A 20,872-nucleotide genomic window follows, 5' to 3' on the forward strand; every position below is an offset into this window, starting at 1 on the left:
AGAAGCCCCCAAATTCGGGCGAAAGTCTGCGAACGCCGACGATCAGTTAGGCTGAAAAAAATAGCAGAAATCCGCGGACTTGCGAACCTTCTGCGTACATTGCTGAATGAAAAAATGGTGCCCAGAAGAGGACTCGAACCTCCACGCCCTTGCGAGCGCCGCCACCTGAAGACGGTGCGTCTACCAATTCCGCCATCTGGGCACTTGTCGCTGGCCGGTCATCGAAGCTCGGCCGCGGGTAGGGGCGGGCCACTAGCGAAGCAGCGGGGCACCTGTCAACGCCTTTCGCACTTGCCGGAACGCTTGCCCAATATCGCGGGTTGGGGCTAGGGGCGCAGCAGGATTACCACCTTCGAGGAAACAGGCGATTATCATGGCGAAAAGCGGGGCTCTGAACGGCAAGCTCGTGGTTCTGATGGGCGGCAGCGGCTTCATCGGCAATTACGTCGCGCAAGCGCTGCTCGAGCGCGGCGCGCGCGTGCGGATCGCCAGCCGCCACCCCGAGAAAGCCTTCAAGCTCAAGCCGCTCGCCAATCTCGGCCAGATGCAGTTCGCGCGCTGCGACGCGGGCGACCGGCAATCGGTCGAGCGCTGCATCGCCGGTGCAGACGCGGTGGTGAACCTGGTGGGGGCGTTCAGCGGCAATTTGCGCAAGCTGATGGGCGAAGCGCCCGGCTGGATGGCCGAGGCCGCCGCAAAGGAAGGCGCGGAGGCCTTCGTGCATGTCAGTGCGATCGCCGCCGAACCCGAGGGCGAGACCGAGATCGAATATGCGGCCGCCAAGAAGATGGGCGAGGACCGCGTGCTCGCGGCTTTCCCCAAGGCGACCGTGCTGCGGCCAAGCATCCTGTTCGGCAAGGACGACAATTTCATCAACATGTTCGCCGGGCTGATCTCCACCCTGCCCGTGCTGCCCGTTTTCGGGCCCGAATCCGAACTGCAGCTCGTCTATGTCGACGATGTCGCCGAGGCGGCGGTGCGCGCGCTCGAGGACCCGGGAAAGCACGGCGGCAAGATCTATGAACTGGGTGGCCCCGAGACGCTGTCGATGATGGAAATCAACGAGGCGATCGCCGCGGCGCAGAGGCGCAACCGCACCTTCCTGCCGATGCCCGACGGCCTCTCGGCGACCTTCGCAGCGTTGCCGGGGACACCGATGGGCAGCGACCAGTGGAAACTGCTCAAGCAGGGCAATGTGGTCTCGGGCGAATATCCTGGCTTCGACAAGCTCGGGATCGAACCGCGCCCACTCGAACTGTTCCTCGACCGGTGGATGGTGCGCTATCGCAAGCACGGGCGCTTCCACGCCGAGGCCGCCTGACAGCGAGACGCGCGGCCGGGTTCACGCGATGCGGATGCGCGCCTAGCCTTCGATCAACGCCACCGGTTCGACCAGCAGTTCGGTTCCGCGCGCACCGACGATGCGGACGCGCGCACCCGCTTCGGCATCCTCGCCGCGCGCGGTCCATTCGCTGTCGCCGACTTTCACCCGGCCGGTGCCGCTGGCGATCGCCTGCGTGACCAGTGCGGTCTCGCCGACCAGCCGGCCCGCGCGGTTGTTGAGCAGCGGGTCGGAGGAGACGATCGGACGATCGCGCAGCCAGCGACGCGCGGAAAAGGCGAAGATCAGCGATAGCGACACCCAGGCGATCACCTGCAGGGCCAGCGGCGGGGCGGACACGAAGGCCAGCACGGCGATCGCCAGCGCGGCCATCGCCAACCAGATCAGGTAGACACCGGGCACGAGCATTTCGAGCAGCGCGAGCGCCAGCCCGATGACCAGCCAGATCCAGTAGGTCTCGATCCCGTCCATGCCCCCGCGCCTAGCTGTCGCGCGAACGCGGCACGCTGGGCCGGCGAACGGGTGCGCGGTCTTGCGGCGGGGTGATCGGCGTGCCCGTGTCGGAGGCGCGGTCGCCCTCGGCGAAGGTGCCCTTCACCAATTCGCCGATCCCACCCAGCGAGCCGATCAGCTGGGTCGCCTCGACCGGGAAGAGGATCGTCTTGGCATTGGGGCTGTCGGCGAACTTGCCCACCGCCTTGGTGTATTCCTGCGCGACGAAGTAGTTGATCGCCTGGTTGCCCGAGGAGGCGATGGCGTTGGACACCATTTCGGTCGCCTTGGCCTCCGCCTCGGCCGCACGTTCGCGCGCTTCGGCATCGCGGAACTGCGCCTCGCGCTTGCCTTCGGCTTCGAGGATCGCGGATTGCTTGCGCCCCTCGGCACGCAGGATCGAACTGGTCTTGTCGCCTTCCGCCTCGAGTATTTCGGCGCGTTTGAGGCGCTCGGCCTTCATCTGCCGTGCCATCGCCTCGGAAATGTCCATCGGCGGGCGGATGTCCTTGATCTCGACGCGGGTGATCTTGATCCCCCAGGGCGAGGTTGCGTGATCGACCACGCTGAGCAGCCGCGCATTGATCTCGTCGCGCTTCGACAGCGTCTCGTCGAGGTCCATCGAGCCCATCACTGTGCGCAAATTGGTGGTGGTCAGCGCGAGGATGGCGTTGTGCAGGCCCGAGACTTCGTAGGCCGCCTTGCCCGCATCGAGCACCTGGAAGAACACCACCGCATCGACCCCGACCATGGCGTTGTCCTTGGTGATGATTTCCTGCCCGGGGATATCGAGCACCTGTTCCATCATGTTGATCTTGTGACCGACGCGATCGATGAAGGGGATGATCAGATGCAGCCCCGGGTCGGCCGCCAGCGTATATTTGCCGAGTCGTTCGATGGTATAGACATAGCCCTGCTTCACCACGCGCACGCCCATCATCAGGAACAGCACGACCAGCAGGACCAGCAAGATCAGGACTAGCGAACTACCAAGCATCGGGACCCTCCTCCAATTGCCCGCATGGTAGCGCACGCGCGGAGCGCGGCAAGCGAAAGCGTGTCAGAGCGCCCGTGCGTAAGTTGCCAGCAGGCGTGACCAGGCGCGTTCGGCTTCCGCGCGGTCGTAGGCGGGGGAATCGGGCACGCACCAGCCGTGGTCGGCGGCATAGACCTCGACTTCGGCTGCGGCGCCCGCTTCGTTCGCCGCCGCGCTGAAGGCGGTCTTGGCGGCAGGGTCCTTGGCATCGTCGTCCTGGGCGATTGCAATGAGGTAATGCGCATCCCCGCGCAGCTTGCGATGCGGGCTCTTTTCGCCATCGCGCACCAGCCCGCCACCATGGAAGCTGGCCGCCGCGCGCATGCGCTCGACCGCTGCAGTGCTCCAGACGGTGAAGGGGCCGCCCATGCAATAGCCCTGCGTGCCGATGCCGCGTGCGGTATCGACCGCGTCCTGCGTGTCGAGCCATGCGGTGGCCGCGCGGGCATCGCCCTGGATCGCGTCGGCATCGAGCGCGCTGCGCCATTGGCGCGCCTTGTCCCAGCCGCCATTGCCCGCGAAATCGGCGAAATCCTCGAACTGCTGGCCGGCGACGTCGCGATAATAGGGGTTGGCGACGAACACCGCATAGCCCTCGCCTGCCAGCCGCCGCGCCATCTGGCGCTTGGCTTCACGCAGGCCCGCGATATCGGGCCAGAACAGCACCAGCGGGCTGGCGGTGTCGGCGGGATGGACGAAGAACCCGTCCATCGTCCCACCGGGCGCCGCAAAACTCACCATGCGCTCGGTCAGCGCGCCTGCGTCGGCCGCAGCCGGTTCTTCCGACAGCTCCATCGGGGTGCACGCCGCGACACCCGTCGCCAGCGCCGCGCCGCCCAAGGCCCGCCGCGAAACCGTGCTGCGCGCCCAGCGCGCCAATTGCCGTTCATCGCACATGGATCGTCTCTCCTTACCATACCCGTCGGGGCCGATCCTCGCAGGATGCAGCCGTATGGACAAGACTACGTGCGCGCGGCAGGATAGGTTTCATTGAGCGACGCAAATGTCGCCGGGGAGAGAGAGATGCGAGGGATGGTTTGGGCGGCTGCGGCCGCGCTGGGCATGGCGTCGGTGCTGGGCGGTTGCGGTTCGGGGGCGGACGAAATGCCCGCGGGCGGCATCGACACGATGCGGCTGGTCAATGCGGGCGCGGACCCGGCCAACTGGATCACGCATGGCGGAACCTATTCCGAACAGCGCTTCTCCCCGCTCGACCAGATCGACCGAAACAGCGTGGGCGATTTGGGGCTCGCCTGGTTCGCCGACATGGACACCGCGCGCGGGCAGGAAGCCACGCCGCTGGTGATGGATGGCAAGCTCTATGTCACCACCGCCTGGAGCAAGGTCTTCGCCTATGACGCCGCGACGGGCGAAGCGCTGTGGAGCTACGATCCGCAAGTGCCCGGCGAAACCGGCGTCAAGGCCTGCTGCGACGTGGTCAATCGCGGGCTGGCCGCATGGGGCGACAAGCTCTTCCTCGGCACGCTCGACGGGCGGCTGGTCGCGCTGGACCGCGATAGCGGCGCGGTGGCGTGGGAGAAAGCTACCGTCGACCAGGACAAGAGCTATACCATCACCGGCGCACCGCGCGTGGTCGATGGCAAGGTGCTGATCGGCAATGGCGGCGCCGAGTTCGGCGTGCGCGGCTATATCGCTGCCTATGACGCGGCGGATGGCGAAGAGCTGTGGCGCTTCTACACCGTGCCCGGCGATGAGGGCGATGACGCGCCCGAGTATCTGAAGGCCGCAGCCGAGACCTGGAGCGGCGACGCGCTGGCGGGCGAGGACGGCATCGGCGGCGGCGGTACGGTGTGGGATTCGATGGCCTACGATCCCGAGCTCGACCTGCTCTATTTCGGGGTCGGCAACGGATCCCCGTGGAACCGCGCCTATCGCAGCCCCGGCCCCGACGGGCGCGGCGAAGGCGACAATCTCTATCTGTCGAGCATCGTCGCGATCCGCCCCGATACCGGCGAATATGTCTGGCACTACCAGACCACGCCGGGCGAAACCTGGGATTACACCGCCACGCAGCACATCGTGCTGGCCGACATGGAAATCGACGGACGCGACAGGCAGGTGCTGATGCAGGCACCCAAGAACGGCTATTTCTATGTGCTCGACCGCGCGACGGGCGAGTTCATTTCGGCCGAGCCCTACATCCCGCTCAACTGGTCGACCGGCATGAGCGCCGACGGCCGGCCGCAGATGAACCCGGAGACACGCATTGATGTTACCGGAAAACCCGCGCTGGTGATGCCCGGGCCGCTGGGCGGGCACAACTGGCATCCGATGGCCTACCATCCACACGAAAACCTCGTCTACATCCCCGCCTTCGAGGCGGCGATGCTCTATGCTCCCGAAGCCGAGTGGAAGCCCGACCGCGCGCGCGGGTTCAATATCGGCTTCGATCTTGGCGCGGGCGATCTGCCGCCCGATCTTGGCATCCGCCGCGAGGTGCAGGGCACGATCAAGGGCAAGCTGGTGGCGTGGGACCCCGTGGCGCAGGAAGCGCGCTGGAGCGTCGAACACCCCGGCCCGTGGAACGGCGGCTTGCTGGCGACCGGCGGCGGGCTGGTCTTCCAAGGCAATTCGGGCAGCAAGTTTGCCGCTTACAATTCGGCCAATGGCAAGCGGCTGTGGAGCTTCGCCGCGCAGACCGGCGTGGTCGCCCCGCCGATCACCTACACCGTGAATGGCGAACAATATGTCGCGGTGCTGGCCGGCTGGGGCGGGGCCTTCGCGCTGTCCGCCGATGGCGCGCTGATCGACAATATGCACCCGGTGCGCAACATCAGCCGCCTGCTGGTGTTCAAACTGGGCGGCACCGCTGCCCTGCCCGAAGAACCCGATTTCGCACTCGCGCCGCTCGATCCGCCGCTTTCGAAAGCGAGCGCGGAGGTGATCGAACTGGGGCGCACGAAATACGCGCGCTATTGCGCGGTGTGCCATGCGCCGGGCGCGGTCGGTTCGACCGAACTGCCCGATCTGCGGCGCTCGGGTGCGCTCGAGAATCGCGCGGCGTGGATGCAGATCGTCCATGGCGGTGCGCTGAGCGACAATGGCATGGCGAGCTTCGCACCCTCGTTGAGCGAGGACGAGGTCGAGGCGGTCCGCCAATATGTCATCAAGCGCGCGAACGAGGACAAGGCGATGGAGGCAGAGCGCGCCAAGACGCGCATCACGCGGCGCTGATCAGCCCCTGAACACGACCGTGCGCTGGCCGTTGAGCAGGACGCGCTCTTCCAGATGGAGGCGCACTGCCTCGGCCAGCACGCGGCTTTCGATATCGCGGCCCTTGCGGACAAGCGCGTCGGGCGTATCGGCATGGCCGATGCTCTCGGCATCCTGGTGGATGATCGGCCCTTCATCGAGATCGGCAGTGACGTAATGCGCGCTGGCGCCGATCATCTTGACCCCGCGCTCATAGGCCTGGTGATAGGGCTTGGCGCCCTTGAAACCGGGCAGGAAGCTGTGGTGGATGTTGATGCAGCGACCGGCGAAATGCGCCGCCTGCTCGTCTGAGAGGATCTGCATGTAACGCGCCAGCACCACCAGCTCGGCATCGGTATCGGCCGCGATAGCGCGGACCTGGGCTTCCTGTGCCGCCTTGGTGTCGTGCGTGACCGGCAGGTGGTGGAAGGGGATATCGCCGAGGTCGGTGTGGCCGATCGCTTCGCGCGGGTGGTTGGACACGATCGCCACCGGCTCCATCGCGAGTTCACCGATGCGCCAGCGATAGAGCAGGTCGGCCAGGCAGTGATCGAACTTGCTGACCATGATCATCACCCGCCGCGGCCGGTCGCGCTGGGCCAGCTTCCATTCCATCGCGAAAGTATCCGCCAGAGCGGCGAACTCGCTTCGGATGGTGTCGCGAGGGGTGTCGCCGGGGTCGAATTCGACGCGCATGAAGAAGGCATCGCTCAACCGGTCGTTGAACTGCTGCGCTTCGAGGATATTCCCCCCGCGCTCGAACAGGAAGGAAGAGACGCGCGCGGTGATGCCGGGGCGATCGGCGCAGGACAGGGTGAGGACTAGAGGTTCGGCCATGGTCGGCTGTCATGTCCCGCCCTGCACCGCGCAGGCAAGTGCAAACGGCTTGGGATGCGCAAAACGGCGGTTTCAGTCGATCTCGAACACCACGCTGGTCATGCCGGACTGCCGCAAGGCGGTCTCCACCACCGCACGCTCTTCCTTGTCGAGCGCGGTCTCGCAACCGACCACATGCGCGACCGGGTCCTGCAAAATAAACAGGTCGTCACCGACCGTGATCTGGCGGATCGCGCGCACGATCGTATCTTCCAGATAGCGCACGTCGGACACCACCGATTCATCGGAAGAGAAGCGGTAGTTGGCGCGCTGGTCCGCCAGCCGCTTGGTCTTGCGGTCGGTCAGTTGTACACGGTCACGGTAGATCGCAACGTCGAGATCGAGCGGGCGACCCATCATCCGCGGCGCGTCAGCGCATCCTCGCTCTGTGCCATCAGCTTTTCGATGATCGCGGCGACCGGTTCTTCCTGCTTGAGCATGCCGACCGACTGGCCCGCCATCAGGCTGCCATTCTCGATATCGCCGTCGATCACCGCGCGGCGCAGCGCACCCGCCCAGTAATGCTCGATCTGCAATTGTGCTTCGGCCATGGCGATCTCGCCGCGGTCGAGCATGCCCGCCACTTCGCGCTGTTTGACGGTGAACGCCTCGGTGCCCTTGTTCTTGAGCGCCCGTACGGGGATGACGGGCAGCCGCGGGTCGACCTGCACGCTGGTGATCGCATCGCGCGCCGAGGCGCGAAAGAAGGCTTTCTTGAAATCGGGATGAGCGATGCTTTCCTGCGCGCAGGCGAAGCGCGTGCCGAGCTGGACGCCGGCCGCACCCATTTCCAGATAGCCCGCGATCGCCTGGCCCCGCCCGATGCCGCCGGCAACGAAGATCAGGTGATCCTGCGCCAGTTCGGGCAGCATTTCCTGTGCCAGAACGCTGGTCGAGACGGGACCGATATGCCCGCCTGCTTCCATGCCCTCGATCACCAGCGCATCGGCACCCGAACGCAGCAGCTTCTTGGCCAGCGCCAGCGTGGGGGCGAAGCAGACGACCTTGGCCGGGTTCTTGCCGCCCTTGATCGCTTCCACGCTGCCCTTGGGCGGGATGCCGCCCGCCAGCACGACATGTCCCACGGCATGCTTCTCGCACACGGCGATCAGGTCGAAAAGATCCGGGTGCATGGTGATCAGGTTCACGCCGAAGGGCCGGTCGGTCAGCGCCTTCGTCGCGGCGATCTCCCGATCGAGCAGGTCGGGCGTCATCGCCCCGCAGGCAATCACTCCGAAACCGCCGGCATTGGATATGGCGGACACCAGGCTGCGTTCGGAGACCCAGCTCATCGCGCCGCACAGGATCGCGGTTTCGCTGCCGAGGAAGTCGGCCCCGCGCTGCATCAGCCGGGCGGTCTTGGAATAGGTGGACATCACTGGCGATTAGGCCGCGTTTCGCGGCACGGCAAGCGGGTTAGAGCCAGCCCGCCGCGGCGAGTTCCGCGGTGCGGCTGCGCGCCACCGGCGCAACCAGCCCGCGCGGCAGCAGCAATCGGACATTGCGGCCCTCGCGCTCGACGCGCTCTACCGCGTCGCGGGCGACCCACCAGCTGCGGTGGACCTGTGCCCCCTCAAGCCCCTCCAGTTCGGCGATCGCGTCGCGCATCCGCAGCAGGACGAGGTCGGAACCGAGCATGGTATGCGCGCGCACGTAATGGTCCTCCATCTCGAGCGCGATCAACCCCGTGCCCAGTTCGGCGGGCAGGCGGTCGAGGAATGCGGGTTGCCGGGGCGTTTCGGGAACAGAGGCGGGTTCGCCCGGTACGGGAACGCTTGGTTGGCGCGCAGCGGCTGCAGGCTCGGCCTTCCCGCGTTCGAGCAGGTAGAACACCACCGTCACGCTCGCGCCGATAGCCAGCACGTTGAGATAGGCGAGCAACGCGTCTTCCAGCGCGGGAGCGGGAACCGGGCCCGGCAGGAATTCGATCACCCAGATCGCTGCGGTCAGCGGGATCGTGGCCAGCATGGTCAACCCGATCCACAACGCGACACGCGGCAGATGAAGCTGGCCATGCAGCCAGCCGACCAGCGGGGCGAGCGGACGATAAAAAGCATAGCCGAGCCAGGCGAGTGCAATCCAGCTGACCAGCCGGAAGGCGAGCGGCTGCGCGGCAGTGCCGAAGGGTCCGATGACCGCCAGCACCAGCCCGACCGCGGTCATGATCGACAGGTCGATCAGCAACTTGCGCGCGATACGTGCGGTGAAGGTGGGAGGTGCGTTATTCATCCACCGCGCAGATTAGTGCCCGTTCGCGCTTCGTAAAGTGGCCAAGCGCCTGATTTGCGCGCCTTTCGCGAAGCATCCGGCCCATCGGCGCAACCGCGCTTGCCGGTCATCGGCACCACGCCATCATCGGGGGTGCAACAACAACTCACGGAGACAAACCGATGTTCGCACTCACCCTGCGCGCCCCTTTCGCCCCGAGCAAACCGTCGGGATTCGACATCGGCCCCGCCAGCCGCGTACTGGTGGCGTCGGTCGGCGCGGTGATGTCGCTCCTGTGCCTGATCGCAATCGGGCGCGCGCTTGCGGGGCTGACCCCCGAGCTACCGCATCTGCGCAATGTCGCGATCGCGATCCATGTCGTCGCCGTGCTGCCGGCGATACCACTGGGGGCCTATGTCCTGCTGGCGCGCAAGGGCGATGCGCGGCACAAGCAGCTGGGCAAGATCTGGCTCGCGCTGATGTTGCTGACTGCCTTCTCGGCGATCTTCATCACATCGGGCGGCGGCTACGGCCCGATCCATGTGTTCATTCCGTTGACGATTTTCTCGGCCTGGCGCTCGGTAGCGACTGCGCGGCGCGGCAACATACCGGCGCACAAGCGGCAGCTCGTCTTCACCTATGTCACCGGGCTGGTCTTTCCCGGGCTCGCAGCCTTCCTGCTGCCCGGGCGGCTGATGAACGTGATGCTTTTCGGCTGAACCCGGCTCAGTCGCCGTAGGTGATCCGGACCTTGTGCGCCGCGTCGCGCGCGAGGCGGCGCGCCTCGTCGGTATCGCCCGCGGTGGCTAGCGCCACGCCCATACGGCGGTAGGGACGGCTGGTGGGCTTGGCGAAGATACGGATGTCGGCGCCGTCGCCCATCGCTTCGGCCAGGCCTTCGTAGCCCAGCGCGGCGCTATCGCGTTCGGCCAGGATGACGGCGCTGGCGGCGGGCCGGGCGCGCAGGACGGGGGGAATGGGCAGCCCCAGGACTGCGCGCGCATGCAGATCGAACTCGGTCAGGTTCTGGCTGACCAGTGTCACCATGCCGGTATCGTGCGGGCGGGGGGACAGTTCGGAAAAGATGACCTCCTCGCCCTTCACGAAGAACTCGACCCCGAACAGGCCGTAGCCACCCAGATCGTCGACCACGGTGCGCGCCATGTCCTGCGCCTTGGCGATCGCCGCATCGGTCATCGGCGTGGGCTGCCAGCTTTCCTGGTAATCGCCGCGTTCCTGCCGGTGGCCGATCGGCGGGCAGAAGCTGATGCCGTCCCTGTGGCGCACGGTCAGCAGCGTGATCTCGTAGTCGAAATCGACGAACTGCTCGACGATCACGCGCTGGCGATCGCCGCGCATGTTGGCGCAGGCATAGGCCCAAGCCGCTTCAAGCTCGGCCGAGTCGCGCACGGTCGACTGGCCTTTGCCCGATGACGACATGACCGGCTTGATCACGCAGGGTAGCCCGGTGTGCTGCGCGGCCGCCTGTACCTCCTCGAGGTTCTTAGCGTAGCGGTATTTCGAGGTCATCAGACCCAGCTCGTTCGCCGCCAGATCGCGGATCGCGTCGCGGTTCATGGTCAGCTGCGCCGCGCGCGCCGAGGGAACCACGGTGCGGCCCTCTTCCTCCAGTTCGACGAGCACCGAGGTGCGGATCGCCTCGATCTCGGGCACGATATAGTCGGGATCGTGCCTCTCTACGGCTGCACGCAGCCCATCGCCGTCGAGCATCGAGAAGACCTCGCGCGCATCGGCCAGCTGCATCGCGGGCGCGTAGTCATAGGCATCGCAGGCCACGACATAGGCACCCAGCCGCTTTGCCGAGATGACGAACTCGCGGCCCAGTTCGCCAGAGCCGAGCAGGAGGATCTTGGCGGTATGGCTCACGCGGCCTCGTCGGAAGCGTCGAGCCCGTAAGCCGTGTGCAGCACGCGCACCGCGAGTTCGGTTTCGTCCTCGTCGATCAGCACGCTGACCTTGATCTCGCTGGTGGTGATCGCCTGGATGTTGATCGCGCGGTCGGCCAGCGCCTTGAACATCGTGCTGGCGACGCCCGCATGGCTTTTCATGCCCACGCCGACAACGCTGATCTTGGCAACCTTGCTGTCGGTGATCAGGCGGTTGAAGCCGATGTCCTCACGCTTGTCCTCGAGCAGCGCCTGCGCGCGGGCGAGGTCGGCCTGCGGCACGGTGAAGGTCACGTCGGTCTCGCCCTTGTCGCGGCCCACGTTCTGGATGATCATGTCGACATTGATGCTGGCCGCGGCGAGGGGTTCGAAGATGTGGGCCACCGCGCCGGGCTTGTCGGGGACGCGGGTGAGGATCACCTTGGCCTCGTTCTTGTCATGCGCGATGCCGGTCACGTGCTGGCGTTCCATGTCGCCCTTCTCCACCAGTTCATTCATTTCGTCCTCCGACACGATCATCGTGCCGGGGTGTTCGTCCGCGGGAATCGCATCCTCGCCGACGAAGCTGGAGAGGACCTGCACGCGCACGCCCTCTTTCATCGCCAGGCCCACCGAACGCGTCTGGAGTACCTTGGCCCCCACGCTCGCGAGCTCGAGCATTTCCTCGTAGGTCACAGCCTTCTGCTTGCGTGCCTTGGCGACGATCCGCGGGTCGGTGGTGTAGACTCCGTCGACATCGGTATAGATATCGCAGCGGTCGGCACCGATCGCGGCCGCGACCGCCACCGCCGAAGTGTCCGACCCGCCACGCCCCAGCGTGGTCATCCGGCCTTCGTCCGACAGGCCCTGGAAGCCGGGGATCACCGCGATCTCGCCGCGCTGCATGCTGGCGATGAGCGCTTCGGCATCGATGCTTTCGATCCGTGCCTTGGCATGCGCCTCGATCGTATTGACCGGAAGCTGCCAGCCGAGCCAGCTGCGCGCCTGGCACCCCAGCGCCTGCAGCGTCAGCGCCAGCAGCCCGCTGGTGACCTGTTCGCCGCTGGCGACCACCACGTCGTATTCCGCCGGATCGTAGAGCGCATTGGCCTCGCGGCAGAAATTGACCAGTCGGTCGGTCTCGCCCGCCATGGCCGAAACCACCACCGCGACCTCGTGGCCGCGGGCCTGCTGTTTGCGCACGATATTGGCCACGCGCCGGATACGCTCGGTCCCCGCCATGGAGGTGCCGCCGAATTTCATCACGATACGCGCCAAGCGAACAGGTCTCCGTGCTGGAATGCGTGGAGCTAGGCTGCTAGCCAGAGGGCATGAGCGATGCAACCACGCAGCCACGTAGCAATACTTCGGCGGGCACAATCTCGGGCGCGACGATCCGCGCGGACGAAGCGGCGCATTTCGGCAAGCTGGCCAAGGACTGGTGGGACCCGAAGGGCTCGTCCGCCATGCTCCACCGGCTCAACCCCGTCCGGCTGCAATTCCTGCGCGAGGCGATCGACCTCCACTGGGCTTGCGACATCGAGGCGCGCCGGCCGCTGGCGGGCAAGTCCGCGCTGGATGTCGGCTGCGGCGCCGGCTTGCTGTGCGAACCGCTGGCGCGGCTGGGGGCTGATGTCACGGGCGTCGACGCCGCGCCCGAGAATGCTGCGGCTGCAGCGGTCCATGCCGAAGGTGCGGGGTTCGATATCCGCTATATCGCGGGCGAGGTCGGTGCGCTCGATCTCGGCACGTTCGACCTCGTCACCGCGATGGAAGTGATCGAACACGTTGCCGACAAGCGCGCCTTCGTCGCAGCATTGGCCGCGCGGCTTGCCCCGGGCGGGCTGATGGTGCTGTCGACCCCCAACCGCACGCCGCAATCGCGCCTGCTGATGATCGGCGCGGCGGAAGGCGTCGGACTGATCCCCAGGGGCACGCACCACTGGGACGATTTCATCACGCCCGAAGAACTGGATGCGCTGCTCGACGAAGCGGGTCTCGACATGGGCGAGCCGCGCGGCATCGGCTTTTCGCCCGCCAAGGGGCTGCACCTGAGCGACAACCTCGCGCTCAACTACATCGTCACCGCCCGAGCGCGCTGAGCACCAGCGCGGGATCGTCGGTAAAGACACCGTCCGCGCCTGCCGCCACGACCATGCGAACCAGCCCGGCGAGATCGCCCGGCGCAGCCGCGTCGCCGCCCTTGCGCAGGATGGGCGGAAGGAAGGCATTTTCCTTGCGCAGGGTCCATGGGTGCACCGCCAGCCCGGCTGCATGCGCATTTGCGACGAGCGTCGTTGCCTTGCCGTCCGCATCGAGGACATGGCCCAGATAGGGGCCGATGCCATCGGCATATTCCGCCACGTCCGCCAGCCCGCTGGGGGTCAACAGATCGTCCCAAGCGATCGCGGGTTCGTCATAGGGGCCGCCCTCGACCGCGATCAGCAGCACCAGCGGCGTATCGACCAGCGCATTGAGCCGCTGCAACGGGCTGATTTCGAAGACCTGCACGAACACGCGATCATCGGCATCGTCGAGGTCGGCCTGGCGCAGCGCGGTGGCGAGCAGGTCGACCGTGTCGATCCCCTCTTCCTGCAGCAGCCAGGTGGGATGCTTGAGCTCGGGATAGATGCCGATCGCCCGGCCGGTCTCGGCCTCCTTCGCGCGCACCAGCGTGACGATCTCCTCGAAAGTCGGGATCTGGTAGAGCCCGTCGAAGCGCGCATTGGCCGGGCGCAACCCGGGAAGGCGTTCCCTCACGCGCAGGCTGCGCAATTCGGCGAGCGTGAAATCCTCCGCGAACCAGCCGGTCACAAGCCGTCCCTCGATCGTCTTGGAGCGCTTGCGGTCGGCAAAATCCTCGCGCGTGCCGACATCGGTCGTCTCGCCGATCTCGGTCTCGTGCCGCGCGACCAGCCGCATGTCCTTCGTCGCCACGAGATCGGGCTCGATATAGTCCGCCCCCTGGTCGATCGCGCGCTCATACGCGGCCAGCGTATGCTCGGGCCGTTCGCCGCTGGCGCCGCGATGCGCGATGACGAGAAAATCCTCAGGCGCAGACGCAGTCGCCGGGACAGCGGCGACCGCCGCGAGGATCAGGAGAAGTGCGCGGACCATTCGTCTTCCTTGAATCCGACCAGCAGGCCGCCCTCGTGCTCGACGATCGGACGCTTGATCATCGAAGGGTTGTCTTCCAGCAGGCGCGCCGCCTTGGCCGCGTCGATATCGGCCTTGTCGGCATCGCTGAGCTTGCGAAATGTGGTGCCGCGGCGGTTGAGCACCGTGTCGACCCCCGCCGCGTCGAGCCATGTCGCCAGCTTCGCCGGATCGGCTCCGGCTTTCTTGTAATCGTGAAAGCGATAATCGACGCCCTGCGCGTCGAGCCATTTGCGCGCCTTCTTGACCGTGTCGCAATTGGGAATGCCGTAAAGAACCGTTTCAGCCACTGACCTGCCTATCCTTCGCTTTGCACTGCCGCGCGTGGCTATCGGCTGGGGCAGGCTTTGAACAGGGCCTTTGGCCGGTTGCGTGGCCGCCGGTTTGCGAACTCCGGCGGCCATCACAACGTAGCAGCCGCGTGCCTCAGTTGCCGAAGCGCGCGGTAAGCTGCACGCCGAAGAACCGCGGTTCGGCCGGGATGAAGGTCGGGATGCCGAAGGCGCCACCGGTATTGCCCGCATCGAGCAGATAGTCCTCGTTGAAGGCATTGCGGACGAAGCCGGCGATTTCGTAGCGGTCGTCGGCGAAGCTGACCCCCGCACGCGCGTTCACCAGCGTGACCGGGCCTTGCGAGGTGACGTCGCTGTTGGGCACTTCGAAATAGATCCGGCTACGGTGCGTGATGCTTGGCGTGGCGAACAAGCGTGCACCACTGCCCAGCGGATAATCCACGGTGAAGCCAGCCGCGGCCTGCCACTCGGGCTGCAGGCGGAACCGGGCACCGGAAAACTCGGGTGCGAAGCTGTTGTCTTCGTCGATCCCACCGTCGATGTAACCGACATTGGCGAAAATGCTCAGCCAGTCCGCTGCTTCGACCGCGATCTCCGCCTCGACGCCGAGATTGGACGCGGCCCCCGCGCTCTCGGTCACGAACCCGCCGGTGGGATTGCCGTTGGCGTCGAGTTCCTCGACCGAAACCTGGAAATTGTCATAGACCTGGTAATAGACGCCGAGCGAACCCGAGACCCGGCCGCTGGCCAGCTTGAGGCCGCCTTCGTAATTCCACACGGTCTCTTCGGGGACCGATTGCAGCCCGGGCACCACGGCGCCCGTGGTGTCGCGCGCCGCCGATAGCTGCACCACCGGCGAGCGACGCCCCTTGGAAACGGTGGCGAAGACGTTCACTTCCGGGCTGATGCGATACAGGACGTTGAAGCGCGGCAGCCACGCATCGAAACTGTCCTCGGCGGTGAAGGTCTGCCCGCCCGTGTCGATCTGGCCGGGGATCAGCGGCGCTCCGCTGAGCACCGAATTGGGCACGTCGGTGCGATAGCCGGACTGGCGATCTTCCCACAGATAACGCAGACCCGCCGTCAGTTCGAGCGAGTCGGTCGCCAGATAGGTCACGTCGGCGAAAATCGAATAGCTGTCGTTCTGTCCCTGGTTCTCGAACACCGAGCGATAGGGAATGGCAGTGGCGGCACCGCCGGTGGCAAGGCCCGTGACCGCGCTGGCGGGTACGCTGCCGTCGGGAGCGACGCAGGGAATGCCCGGGATCAGCGGCGCGCCGAACAGGCTCGTCAGGCACTGGAGGAAGGTGCCTTCTTCGGTCGAGAAGGGAACGTTCTGCAGCCCGTCCTCGGTGAAGACGTTCCAGCCGAAGGAACCGCGCAGGTCCATGCCCGCATAGCTGAAACGGCCTTCGTGGCTGAACTGCTCGCCTTCGGCGATCTCGGCGAATTCGAGGAAGGGCGCGGCCGTGCCGTCAGCATCGAACACTTCGGCGCTGTCGAACTTGCGGTAACCATTGACCGTGGTGAAGGTCCAGTTGTCGGCAAACGCCCATTCGGCAGTAAGGTTGAGATCGTAGACTTCGCGGTCGAGGCCGAGCTGGTCATCGCCCAGCGCCGCACCCGAGAAGGGCGAGCCGCCCAGATTGGCGTCTTCGAAGGCGTTGTCGCGGCCACCCGGCGCACCGGCGAAGGCAGGGAAGCTGCCCGAAATGAAGGGCGTCCCGCCATTGCGCTGCTGGTCGTATGTGCCGATCAGGTCGATCGTCAGATCGGTCGTCGGCGTGTACCGCAGCGAGGCGCGCACGCCGAACTGGTCCTGCGCGTAGAGTTCCTCATCTTGACTTGCGGCAAGGTTTTCGACATAGCCGTCGCGCGTGCGCCATTCGAAGGCGACGCGCCCGGCCAGCACGTCCGAACCTGCATTGAGGAAGCCGCCGAGCAGCGTCTGGTCGAAATTGCCGTAACCACCGGTGATCTCGCCCGAGAAGCCTTCGCGCGGACGCGCCGACACGAGGCTGATCGCGCCGACCGCCGAAGCGGTGCCGAACAGCGTCGCCTGCGGGCCCTTGATCACTTCGACGCGCTCGAGGTCGTAGATCGCCTGGTACGAACCGCGCGATCGCGAGATATCGACCCCGTTGTAATAGAGGGTGACGCGCGGCCCCTGCTGCGAGGACCCCGAATCCGAGGTGATCCCGCGGATAACGATGCCGGGATTGTTGGCGCTCTGCTCCTGGATGTTGAGCCCGGGCACGTAGCTCGACAATTCGTCGAGATCGGAAACCCCGAGATCCTCGATCCGCTCGCCGGTCACGGCAGAAATCGTGATCGGGACGTCCTGCGCGCGTTGTTCGATCTTCTGCGCCGTGACCACGATGGTGGTGGTGGTGACGGGGTCGTCTCCCCCCATGGTCTCCTGCGCCAGCAGGGGAGCGGGGATGAGAGCGATCGATGCGAGCAAGGCGCCGCGAAAAGCAGGAACTGTCATGAAAGGCCTCTGTCGAAAGGTAGGAACGCAGGCGCCCTACCCCGCGCCCGTGACAGTACGGCGGCGGAGATCTTTCAGAAATAATAAGCGGTTCGACCGTTGTGCGACTGGGCAGCCCCCGCCCGCGAAAGGATCCGGCTAGCCCAGATGCGCGTCGGCAATCGCCACTGCGAGCGCATCGGCCGCATCGGCGCCCGCGATTTTGACGCCGGGCAGCAACACTGCGAGCATGGCCTGCACCTGGCGCTTGTCCGCCGCACCCGTCCCCACAACCGCCTTTTTGACCAGCCGCGCGGCGTGCTCGTTCACATCGAGCCCCGCCGCACCGCAGGCCGCGAGCACGCAGCCACGCGCCTGCGCCAGCTTCAGCGTGGACTGAGCGTTCTTGTTGACGAACACCTCTTCCGCCGCCGCGCGGTCGGGACGGTGCGCGGCGATCACTTCGGCGAGAGCCGCCTGCAAATGCGCGAGGCGCTGCGCCATCGGTGCCTTGGCATCGGTCGGCACCTGGCCGTTGGCAACATGGACCAGCCGCGCACCCTCGGCGCGGATCACGCCCCAACCGGTGCAGCTGAGCGAAGGATCGAGACCGAGGATTAAAGGCACCGGCTCGTCCCGCGGCGGGCCGGGATCAGAGCGAGAGCCCGATCCGCCAACCCAGCCGCCAAGCCATTGCCAGCAGGAAAGCGGCGCCCAGCGCGCCCGCCAAGATCCATTCGCGCCAGGTCAGCTGTCCAGCTTTTCCATCACGTCGTCGGAGATGTCGTAATTGCCCCAGACGGTCTGGACATCGTCATCGTCCTCGAGCGCGTCGATCAGCTTGATCAGCGTCGAGGCGTTCTTTTCGTCCATGTCGACGGTGAGGTTGGGCTTCCAGGCGAGCTTGACGTTCTCCGCCTCGCCGAGGACCTTTTCGAGATCGCCTGCGACCTGGTGCAGGTCGTCTGCGGCGGTCCAGATGGTGTGTCCGTCCCCGCTGCTCTCGATGTCCTCCGCGCCGGCTTCCATCGCGGCTTCGAGGACCTTTTCCTCATCGCCCGCGCTGGCCGGATATTCGATCAGGCCAAGCCGCTCGAAGCCATGCTGGACCGACCCTTCGGTACCGAGATTGCCGCCATTCTTGCTGAAGGCCGTGCGCACGGCGGTGGCGGTGCGGTTGCGGTTGTCGGTCAGCGCTTCGACGATGATCGCGCTGCCGCCCGGGCCGTAACCCTCGTAACGCACCTCTTCGTAATTCTCGCCATCGGCCGCGCTCGCCTTGTCGATCGCGCGCTGGATGTTGTCCTTCGGCATCGATTGCGCCTTGGCAGCATTGACCGCGAGGCGCAGGCGCGGGTTCATGTCCGGATCGGGCATGCCCATCTTGGCCGCGACGGTGATCTCGCGGCTGAGCTTGGAAAACATCGCACTGCGCTTCTTGTCCTGCGCACCCTTGCGATGCATGATGTTCTTGAATTTGGAATGGCCGGCCATGGTTTCGCTTTGCGTCGCTGAAATGGTTGGAATCAGAGGGTCGCCTTAGCCGCATGGATGCCGCAACCACAAGTCTTGCGCCCGCGAATTCGACGCGCGGCGAATGGGCCCGTTTCGGCGCCTTCCTGAAGCGCCCGACGCTGCCCGCACGCGCGCCCCTGCCACGGCTCGCCAGCCTCCTGGCGATCTTGCGGCTGATGCTGCTCGATTTCGCCATGATGGGCGTGCTGCTGGGCACGGCTGCCGCGGTCATGGCTACCGGCGTCAGCCTGCCGCAAACCGCGCTCGCGGGCATGGAGATCGGCGCGGAGATCGTTTTCGCGGTGGTGGTGATCGCACCGCTGGGCGAGGAAATTGCCTTTCGCAGCTGGTTGTCGGGGCGTCCGGGCCACCTCCTCGGACTGCTTGCCGCGATACCCGCCGCCCTGCTGGCCGCCGCCGCGATGACGCTGCTGGTCGAAGGCTCGCTGGCCCAGATCTGGTTGACCGCGCTGGTTGCCATTGGCACGGCTGCGGTCGCGACCTGCGCGGTCGTTGTCTGGCTACGCCGGCACGATGCGATGGGCTGGTTCGCGCGGCTCTTTCCCGCGCTCTTCTGGCTCAGCACGCTGGCCTTCTCGCTGGTGCACCTGTTCAATTTTCCGGCCGACCAGCTGGTCATGGCGCTGCCGCTGGTGCTGCCGCAATTCGTGATCGGCGCGATCCTCGGCTATACGCGCGTGACCTACGGGCTGTGGGCCAGCATCCTGTTGCACGCGCTGCACAACGGTGCCTTCATATCGCTGGTGCTGCTGGCCAGCAGTGCGGGCTGATCAGATCTTCACCGCGGTCCCGCTGGCGCTGACCATCAGCATCGAACCGGTGTCGCCGATCACTTCGTAATCGAGATCGACCCCGACGACAGCATTGCCGCCGCGCGCACCGCATTCGGCCTGCAGTTCCTGGATCGCCTGCTCGCGCGCTTCGGCGAGAATGCGCTCGTAACTGCCCGAACGCCCACCCACGATATCGCGGATATTGGCGAACAGGTCGCGGAACAGGTTGGCGCCCACGATCACCTCGCCGGTAACGATACCCAGATAATCCTGGATCGGACGCCCCTCGATCGTGGGCGTGGTGGTGACGGTGATCCCACGTGCGTCTTTCCAGGGTCCGGGCATTGGCTGTCTCCTCGCTTGAGCTGTATTAGACAGATATTACGCCTGCGCGTCAGGTCAACCGTTGACCACGATCCCGCCATTGGGATGCAGCACCTGTCCCGACATGTAGGAACTGTCGTCGCAGGCGAGGAAGAGGAAAGCGGGGGCGACCTCGTTGGGTTCGCCCGGACGGCCCATGGGCGTATCCTCGCCGAAATCGTCCATGTTCTCGGGCGGCTGCCCCCCGCAGGGATTGAGCGGCGTCCAGATGGGGCCCGGCGCGACCGCGTTGACCCGGATGCCGTCGGCCACGAGATTTTCCGACAACGAGCGGGTAAAGGCGGTGATCGCCCCCTTGGTAGCGCTGTAGTCGAGCAGGATCGGCGCGCCCTTGTACATGGTTACGCTGGTGCAATTGACGATCGCCGCCCCGCTTTGCAGATGCGGCCGTGCGGCCTGCACCAGATAGAACATCGAGAAGATATTGGTCTGGAAGGTACGCTGCAACTGTTCGGCCGTGATCTCGGTCACGTCTTCGTCGGGATGCTGCTCGCCGGCATTGTTGACCAGCACATCGAGCCGGCCCCACTTTTCGATCACCGCATCGACGAGCCCCCGGCAGTGATCCGAATCGCCCAGGTCGCCCGCTGAAAGCAGGACCTCGGCACCTTCGGCCTCGCAGGCTTCGCGCGTGATGCGCGCATCGTCGTGTTCTTCGAGATAGGCGATCGCCACTTTCGCGCCTTCGCGGGCGAACAGCACGGCAGTGGCGCGACCGATGCCGCTATCGCCACCGGTTACGATCGCGACCTTTCCAGCAAGGCGCCCCGAACCGGGATAGCGGGGCCGCCACTGCGGCTTGCGATCCAGCGTACTTTCGTGCCCCGGCATGCGGGGCTCCTCGCTGGTTTGCTCCACGAATGCGGTATCGACATGTTGCGGGTCGGCCATGGGGAAAGCTCCTTTCCCCCAACCAACCGCGCGGCGTTGCCGGCTGTTCCGGCAACACGCCGCACGCAGGCGTCAGCCCATGCCAAGCGCGGCCTTGTAGGTATCGAGGATGGTTTCCTGCTCGCTGCGCTCGTCGGGCTTCATCTTCCGCAGACGAATGATCTGGCGCATGATCTTGACGTCGTAGCCCACCGCCTTGGCCTCAGCGTAGACATCGCGAATATCGTCGGCGATGCCCTTCTTTTCTTCCTCGAGGCGTTCGATGCGCTCGATCAGCAGGCGCAGGCGGTCGTCGGTGGCTTCGGCCATTATCGGG

22 protein-coding genes and 1 tRNA gene are annotated in these 20,872 nt (G+C 65.9%); 5 read left to right on the top strand and 18 right to left on the bottom strand.

Annotated elements, in window-relative coordinates; all coding sequences use genetic code 11:
• Positions 1–115 precede the first annotated feature (115 nt).
• A tRNA-Leu gene (locus tag FHS69_RS11935) sits at positions 116–202 on the bottom strand.
• A 171-nt stretch (positions 203–373) separates the two neighbouring features.
• On the opposite strand from FHS69_RS11935, the gene FHS69_RS11940 reads away from it, so the two are divergent.
• The gene (locus FHS69_RS11940) at positions 374–1,321 is read left to right on the top strand and encodes a complex I NDUFA9 subunit family protein (protein ID WP_067463575.1); all 948 of its coding nucleotides are present in this window, start codon (positions 374–376) and stop codon (positions 1,319–1,321) included.
• A gap of 42 nt (positions 1,322–1,363) precedes the next feature.
• On the opposite strand, the gene FHS69_RS11945 is transcribed toward FHS69_RS11940, so the two are convergent.
• The 3 genes from FHS69_RS11945 to FHS69_RS11955 all read right to left on the bottom strand — a co-directional run bounded on the left by FHS69_RS11945 (position 1,364) and on the right by FHS69_RS11955 (position 3,767).
• Positions 1,364–1,813: an NfeD family protein gene (locus FHS69_RS11945; RefSeq protein WP_130585521.1), complete on the bottom strand. Its 450-nt coding sequence runs from the start codon at positions 1,811–1,813 to the stop codon at positions 1,364–1,366.
• 10 nt (positions 1,814–1,823) lie between these two features.
• Positions 1,824–2,831, bottom strand: coding sequence for an SPFH domain-containing protein (locus FHS69_RS11950; RefSeq protein WP_067506387.1), 1,008 nt, complete (start codon positions 2,829–2,831; stop codon positions 1,824–1,826).
• 63 nt (positions 2,832–2,894) lie between these two features.
• On the bottom strand, positions 2,895–3,767 hold the full coding sequence (locus FHS69_RS11955; RefSeq protein ID WP_166777868.1) for a dienelactone hydrolase family protein: 873 nt from the start codon (positions 3,765–3,767) through the stop codon (positions 2,895–2,897).
• A gap of 135 nt (positions 3,768–3,902) precedes the next feature.
• Here FHS69_RS11955 and FHS69_RS11960 point away from each other — a divergent pair, with 135 nt between their 5' ends.
• The gene (locus tag FHS69_RS11960) at positions 3,903–6,065 is read left to right on the top strand and encodes a PQQ-dependent dehydrogenase, methanol/ethanol family (protein ID WP_425128228.1); all 2,163 of its coding nucleotides are present in this window, start codon (positions 3,903–3,905) and stop codon (positions 6,063–6,065) included.
• Here FHS69_RS11960 and purU read toward each other — a convergent pair whose 3' ends face one another.
• The 4 genes from purU to FHS69_RS11980 form a co-directional block, all read right to left on the bottom strand.
• Entirely contained in the window at positions 6,066–6,920 is an 855-nt protein-coding gene (gene purU, locus FHS69_RS11965; RefSeq protein WP_166777869.1) for a formyltetrahydrofolate deformylase, read from the bottom strand. It lies immediately after the preceding gene.
• Between the two features lie 72 nt (positions 6,921–6,992).
• Positions 6,993–7,316, bottom strand: a complete 324-nt coding sequence (locus FHS69_RS11970) for a hypothetical protein (protein ID WP_166777870.1) — start codon at positions 7,314–7,316, stop codon at positions 6,993–6,995.
• Positions 7,316–8,335, bottom strand: coding sequence for an NAD(P)H-dependent flavin oxidoreductase (locus FHS69_RS11975; RefSeq protein ID WP_166777871.1), 1,020 nt, complete (start codon positions 8,333–8,335; stop codon positions 7,316–7,318). The genes FHS69_RS11970 and FHS69_RS11975 overlap by 1 nt, the downstream gene beginning before the upstream one ends.
• A 40-nt stretch (positions 8,336–8,375) precedes the next feature.
• Positions 8,376–9,188 (bottom strand): LytTR family DNA-binding domain-containing protein, encoded by an 813-nt coding sequence (locus tag FHS69_RS11980; RefSeq protein ID WP_166777872.1) that lies wholly within the window; start codon positions 9,186–9,188, stop codon positions 8,376–8,378.
• Between the two features lie 161 nt (positions 9,189–9,349).
• Between FHS69_RS11980 and FHS69_RS11985 the strand changes: the two genes are divergently transcribed.
• Positions 9,350–9,886 carry a DUF2306 domain-containing protein gene (locus FHS69_RS11985; protein WP_067674707.1) on the top strand — a complete coding sequence of 179 codons (537 nt, stop codon included), beginning with the start codon at positions 9,350–9,352 and terminating at the stop codon, positions 9,884–9,886.
• Between the two features lie 7 nt (positions 9,887–9,893).
• Here the strand turns inward: FHS69_RS11985 and purT are convergent, their stop codons facing one another.
• Positions 9,894–11,054 (bottom strand): formate-dependent phosphoribosylglycinamide formyltransferase, encoded by a 1,161-nt coding sequence (gene purT, locus FHS69_RS11990; protein ID WP_166777873.1) that lies wholly within the window; start codon positions 11,052–11,054, stop codon positions 9,894–9,896.
• Positions 11,051–12,331, bottom strand: a complete 1,281-nt coding sequence (locus tag FHS69_RS11995; protein ID WP_166777874.1) for an aspartate kinase — start codon at positions 12,329–12,331, stop codon at positions 11,051–11,053. The genes purT and FHS69_RS11995 overlap by 4 nt, the downstream gene beginning before the upstream one ends.
• Before the next feature lie 53 nt (positions 12,332–12,384).
• Between FHS69_RS11995 and ubiG the strand changes: the two genes are divergently transcribed.
• Entirely contained in the window at positions 12,385–13,155 is a 771-nt protein-coding gene (ubiG, locus tag FHS69_RS12000; RefSeq protein ID WP_166777875.1) for a bifunctional 2-polyprenyl-6-hydroxyphenol methylase/3-demethylubiquinol 3-O-methyltransferase UbiG, read from the top strand.
• On the opposite strand, the gene FHS69_RS12005 is transcribed toward ubiG, so the two are convergent.
• The 5 genes from FHS69_RS12005 to FHS69_RS12025 all read right to left on the bottom strand — a co-directional run bounded on the left by FHS69_RS12005 (position 13,136) and on the right by FHS69_RS12025 (position 18,466).
• Positions 13,136–14,170: a glycerophosphodiester phosphodiesterase family protein gene (locus FHS69_RS12005; RefSeq protein ID WP_166777876.1), complete on the bottom strand. Its 1,035-nt coding sequence runs from the start codon at positions 14,168–14,170 to the stop codon at positions 13,136–13,138. The genes ubiG and FHS69_RS12005 overlap by 20 nt on opposite strands.
• Entirely contained in the window at positions 14,149–14,499 is a 351-nt protein-coding gene (locus FHS69_RS12010; RefSeq protein WP_067463531.1) for an ArsC family reductase, read from the bottom strand. The genes FHS69_RS12005 and FHS69_RS12010 overlap by 22 nt, the downstream gene beginning before the upstream one ends.
• A gap of 136 nt (positions 14,500–14,635) precedes the next feature.
• On the bottom strand, positions 14,636–16,993 hold the full coding sequence (locus FHS69_RS12015; RefSeq protein WP_208380334.1) for a TonB-dependent receptor: 2,358 nt from the start codon (positions 16,991–16,993) through the stop codon (positions 14,636–14,638).
• 138 nt (positions 16,994–17,131) lie between these two features.
• Entirely contained in the window at positions 17,132–17,599 is a 468-nt protein-coding gene (ruvC, locus tag FHS69_RS12020; RefSeq protein ID WP_067500811.1) for a crossover junction endodeoxyribonuclease RuvC, read from the bottom strand.
• 120 nt (positions 17,600–17,719) lie between these two features.
• Positions 17,720–18,466, bottom strand: a complete 747-nt coding sequence (locus FHS69_RS12025) for a YebC/PmpR family DNA-binding transcriptional regulator (RefSeq protein ID WP_067463523.1) — start codon at positions 18,464–18,466, stop codon at positions 17,720–17,722.
• 53 nt (positions 18,467–18,519) lie between these two features.
• Here FHS69_RS12025 and FHS69_RS12030 point away from each other — a divergent pair, with 53 nt between their 5' ends.
• Positions 18,520–19,278, top strand: a complete 759-nt coding sequence (locus tag FHS69_RS12030; RefSeq protein WP_166777877.1) for a CPBP family intramembrane glutamic endopeptidase — start codon at positions 18,520–18,522, stop codon at positions 19,276–19,278.
• Here the strand turns inward: FHS69_RS12030 and FHS69_RS12035 are convergent, their stop codons facing one another.
• The 3 genes from FHS69_RS12035 to FHS69_RS12045 all read right to left on the bottom strand — a co-directional run bounded on the left by FHS69_RS12035 (position 19,279) and on the right by FHS69_RS12045 (position 20,865).
• Entirely contained in the window at positions 19,279–19,626 is a 348-nt protein-coding gene (locus FHS69_RS12035; RefSeq protein ID WP_208380335.1) for a heavy metal-binding domain-containing protein, read from the bottom strand.
• A gap of 54 nt (positions 19,627–19,680) precedes the next feature.
• Positions 19,681–20,556: an SDR family oxidoreductase gene (locus FHS69_RS12040; protein ID WP_208380336.1), complete on the bottom strand. Its 876-nt coding sequence runs from the start codon at positions 20,554–20,556 to the stop codon at positions 19,681–19,683.
• 72 nt (positions 20,557–20,628) lie between these two features.
• Positions 20,629–20,865 (bottom strand): DUF2312 domain-containing protein, encoded by a 237-nt coding sequence (locus FHS69_RS12045; protein WP_067506425.1) that lies wholly within the window; start codon positions 20,863–20,865, stop codon positions 20,629–20,631.
• Positions 20,866–20,872: the final 7 nt, after the last annotated feature.

This window comes from Qipengyuania flava (assembly GCF_011762005.1).
Classification (GTDB): Bacteria; Pseudomonadota; Alphaproteobacteria; order Sphingomonadales; family Sphingomonadaceae; genus Qipengyuania; species Qipengyuania flava.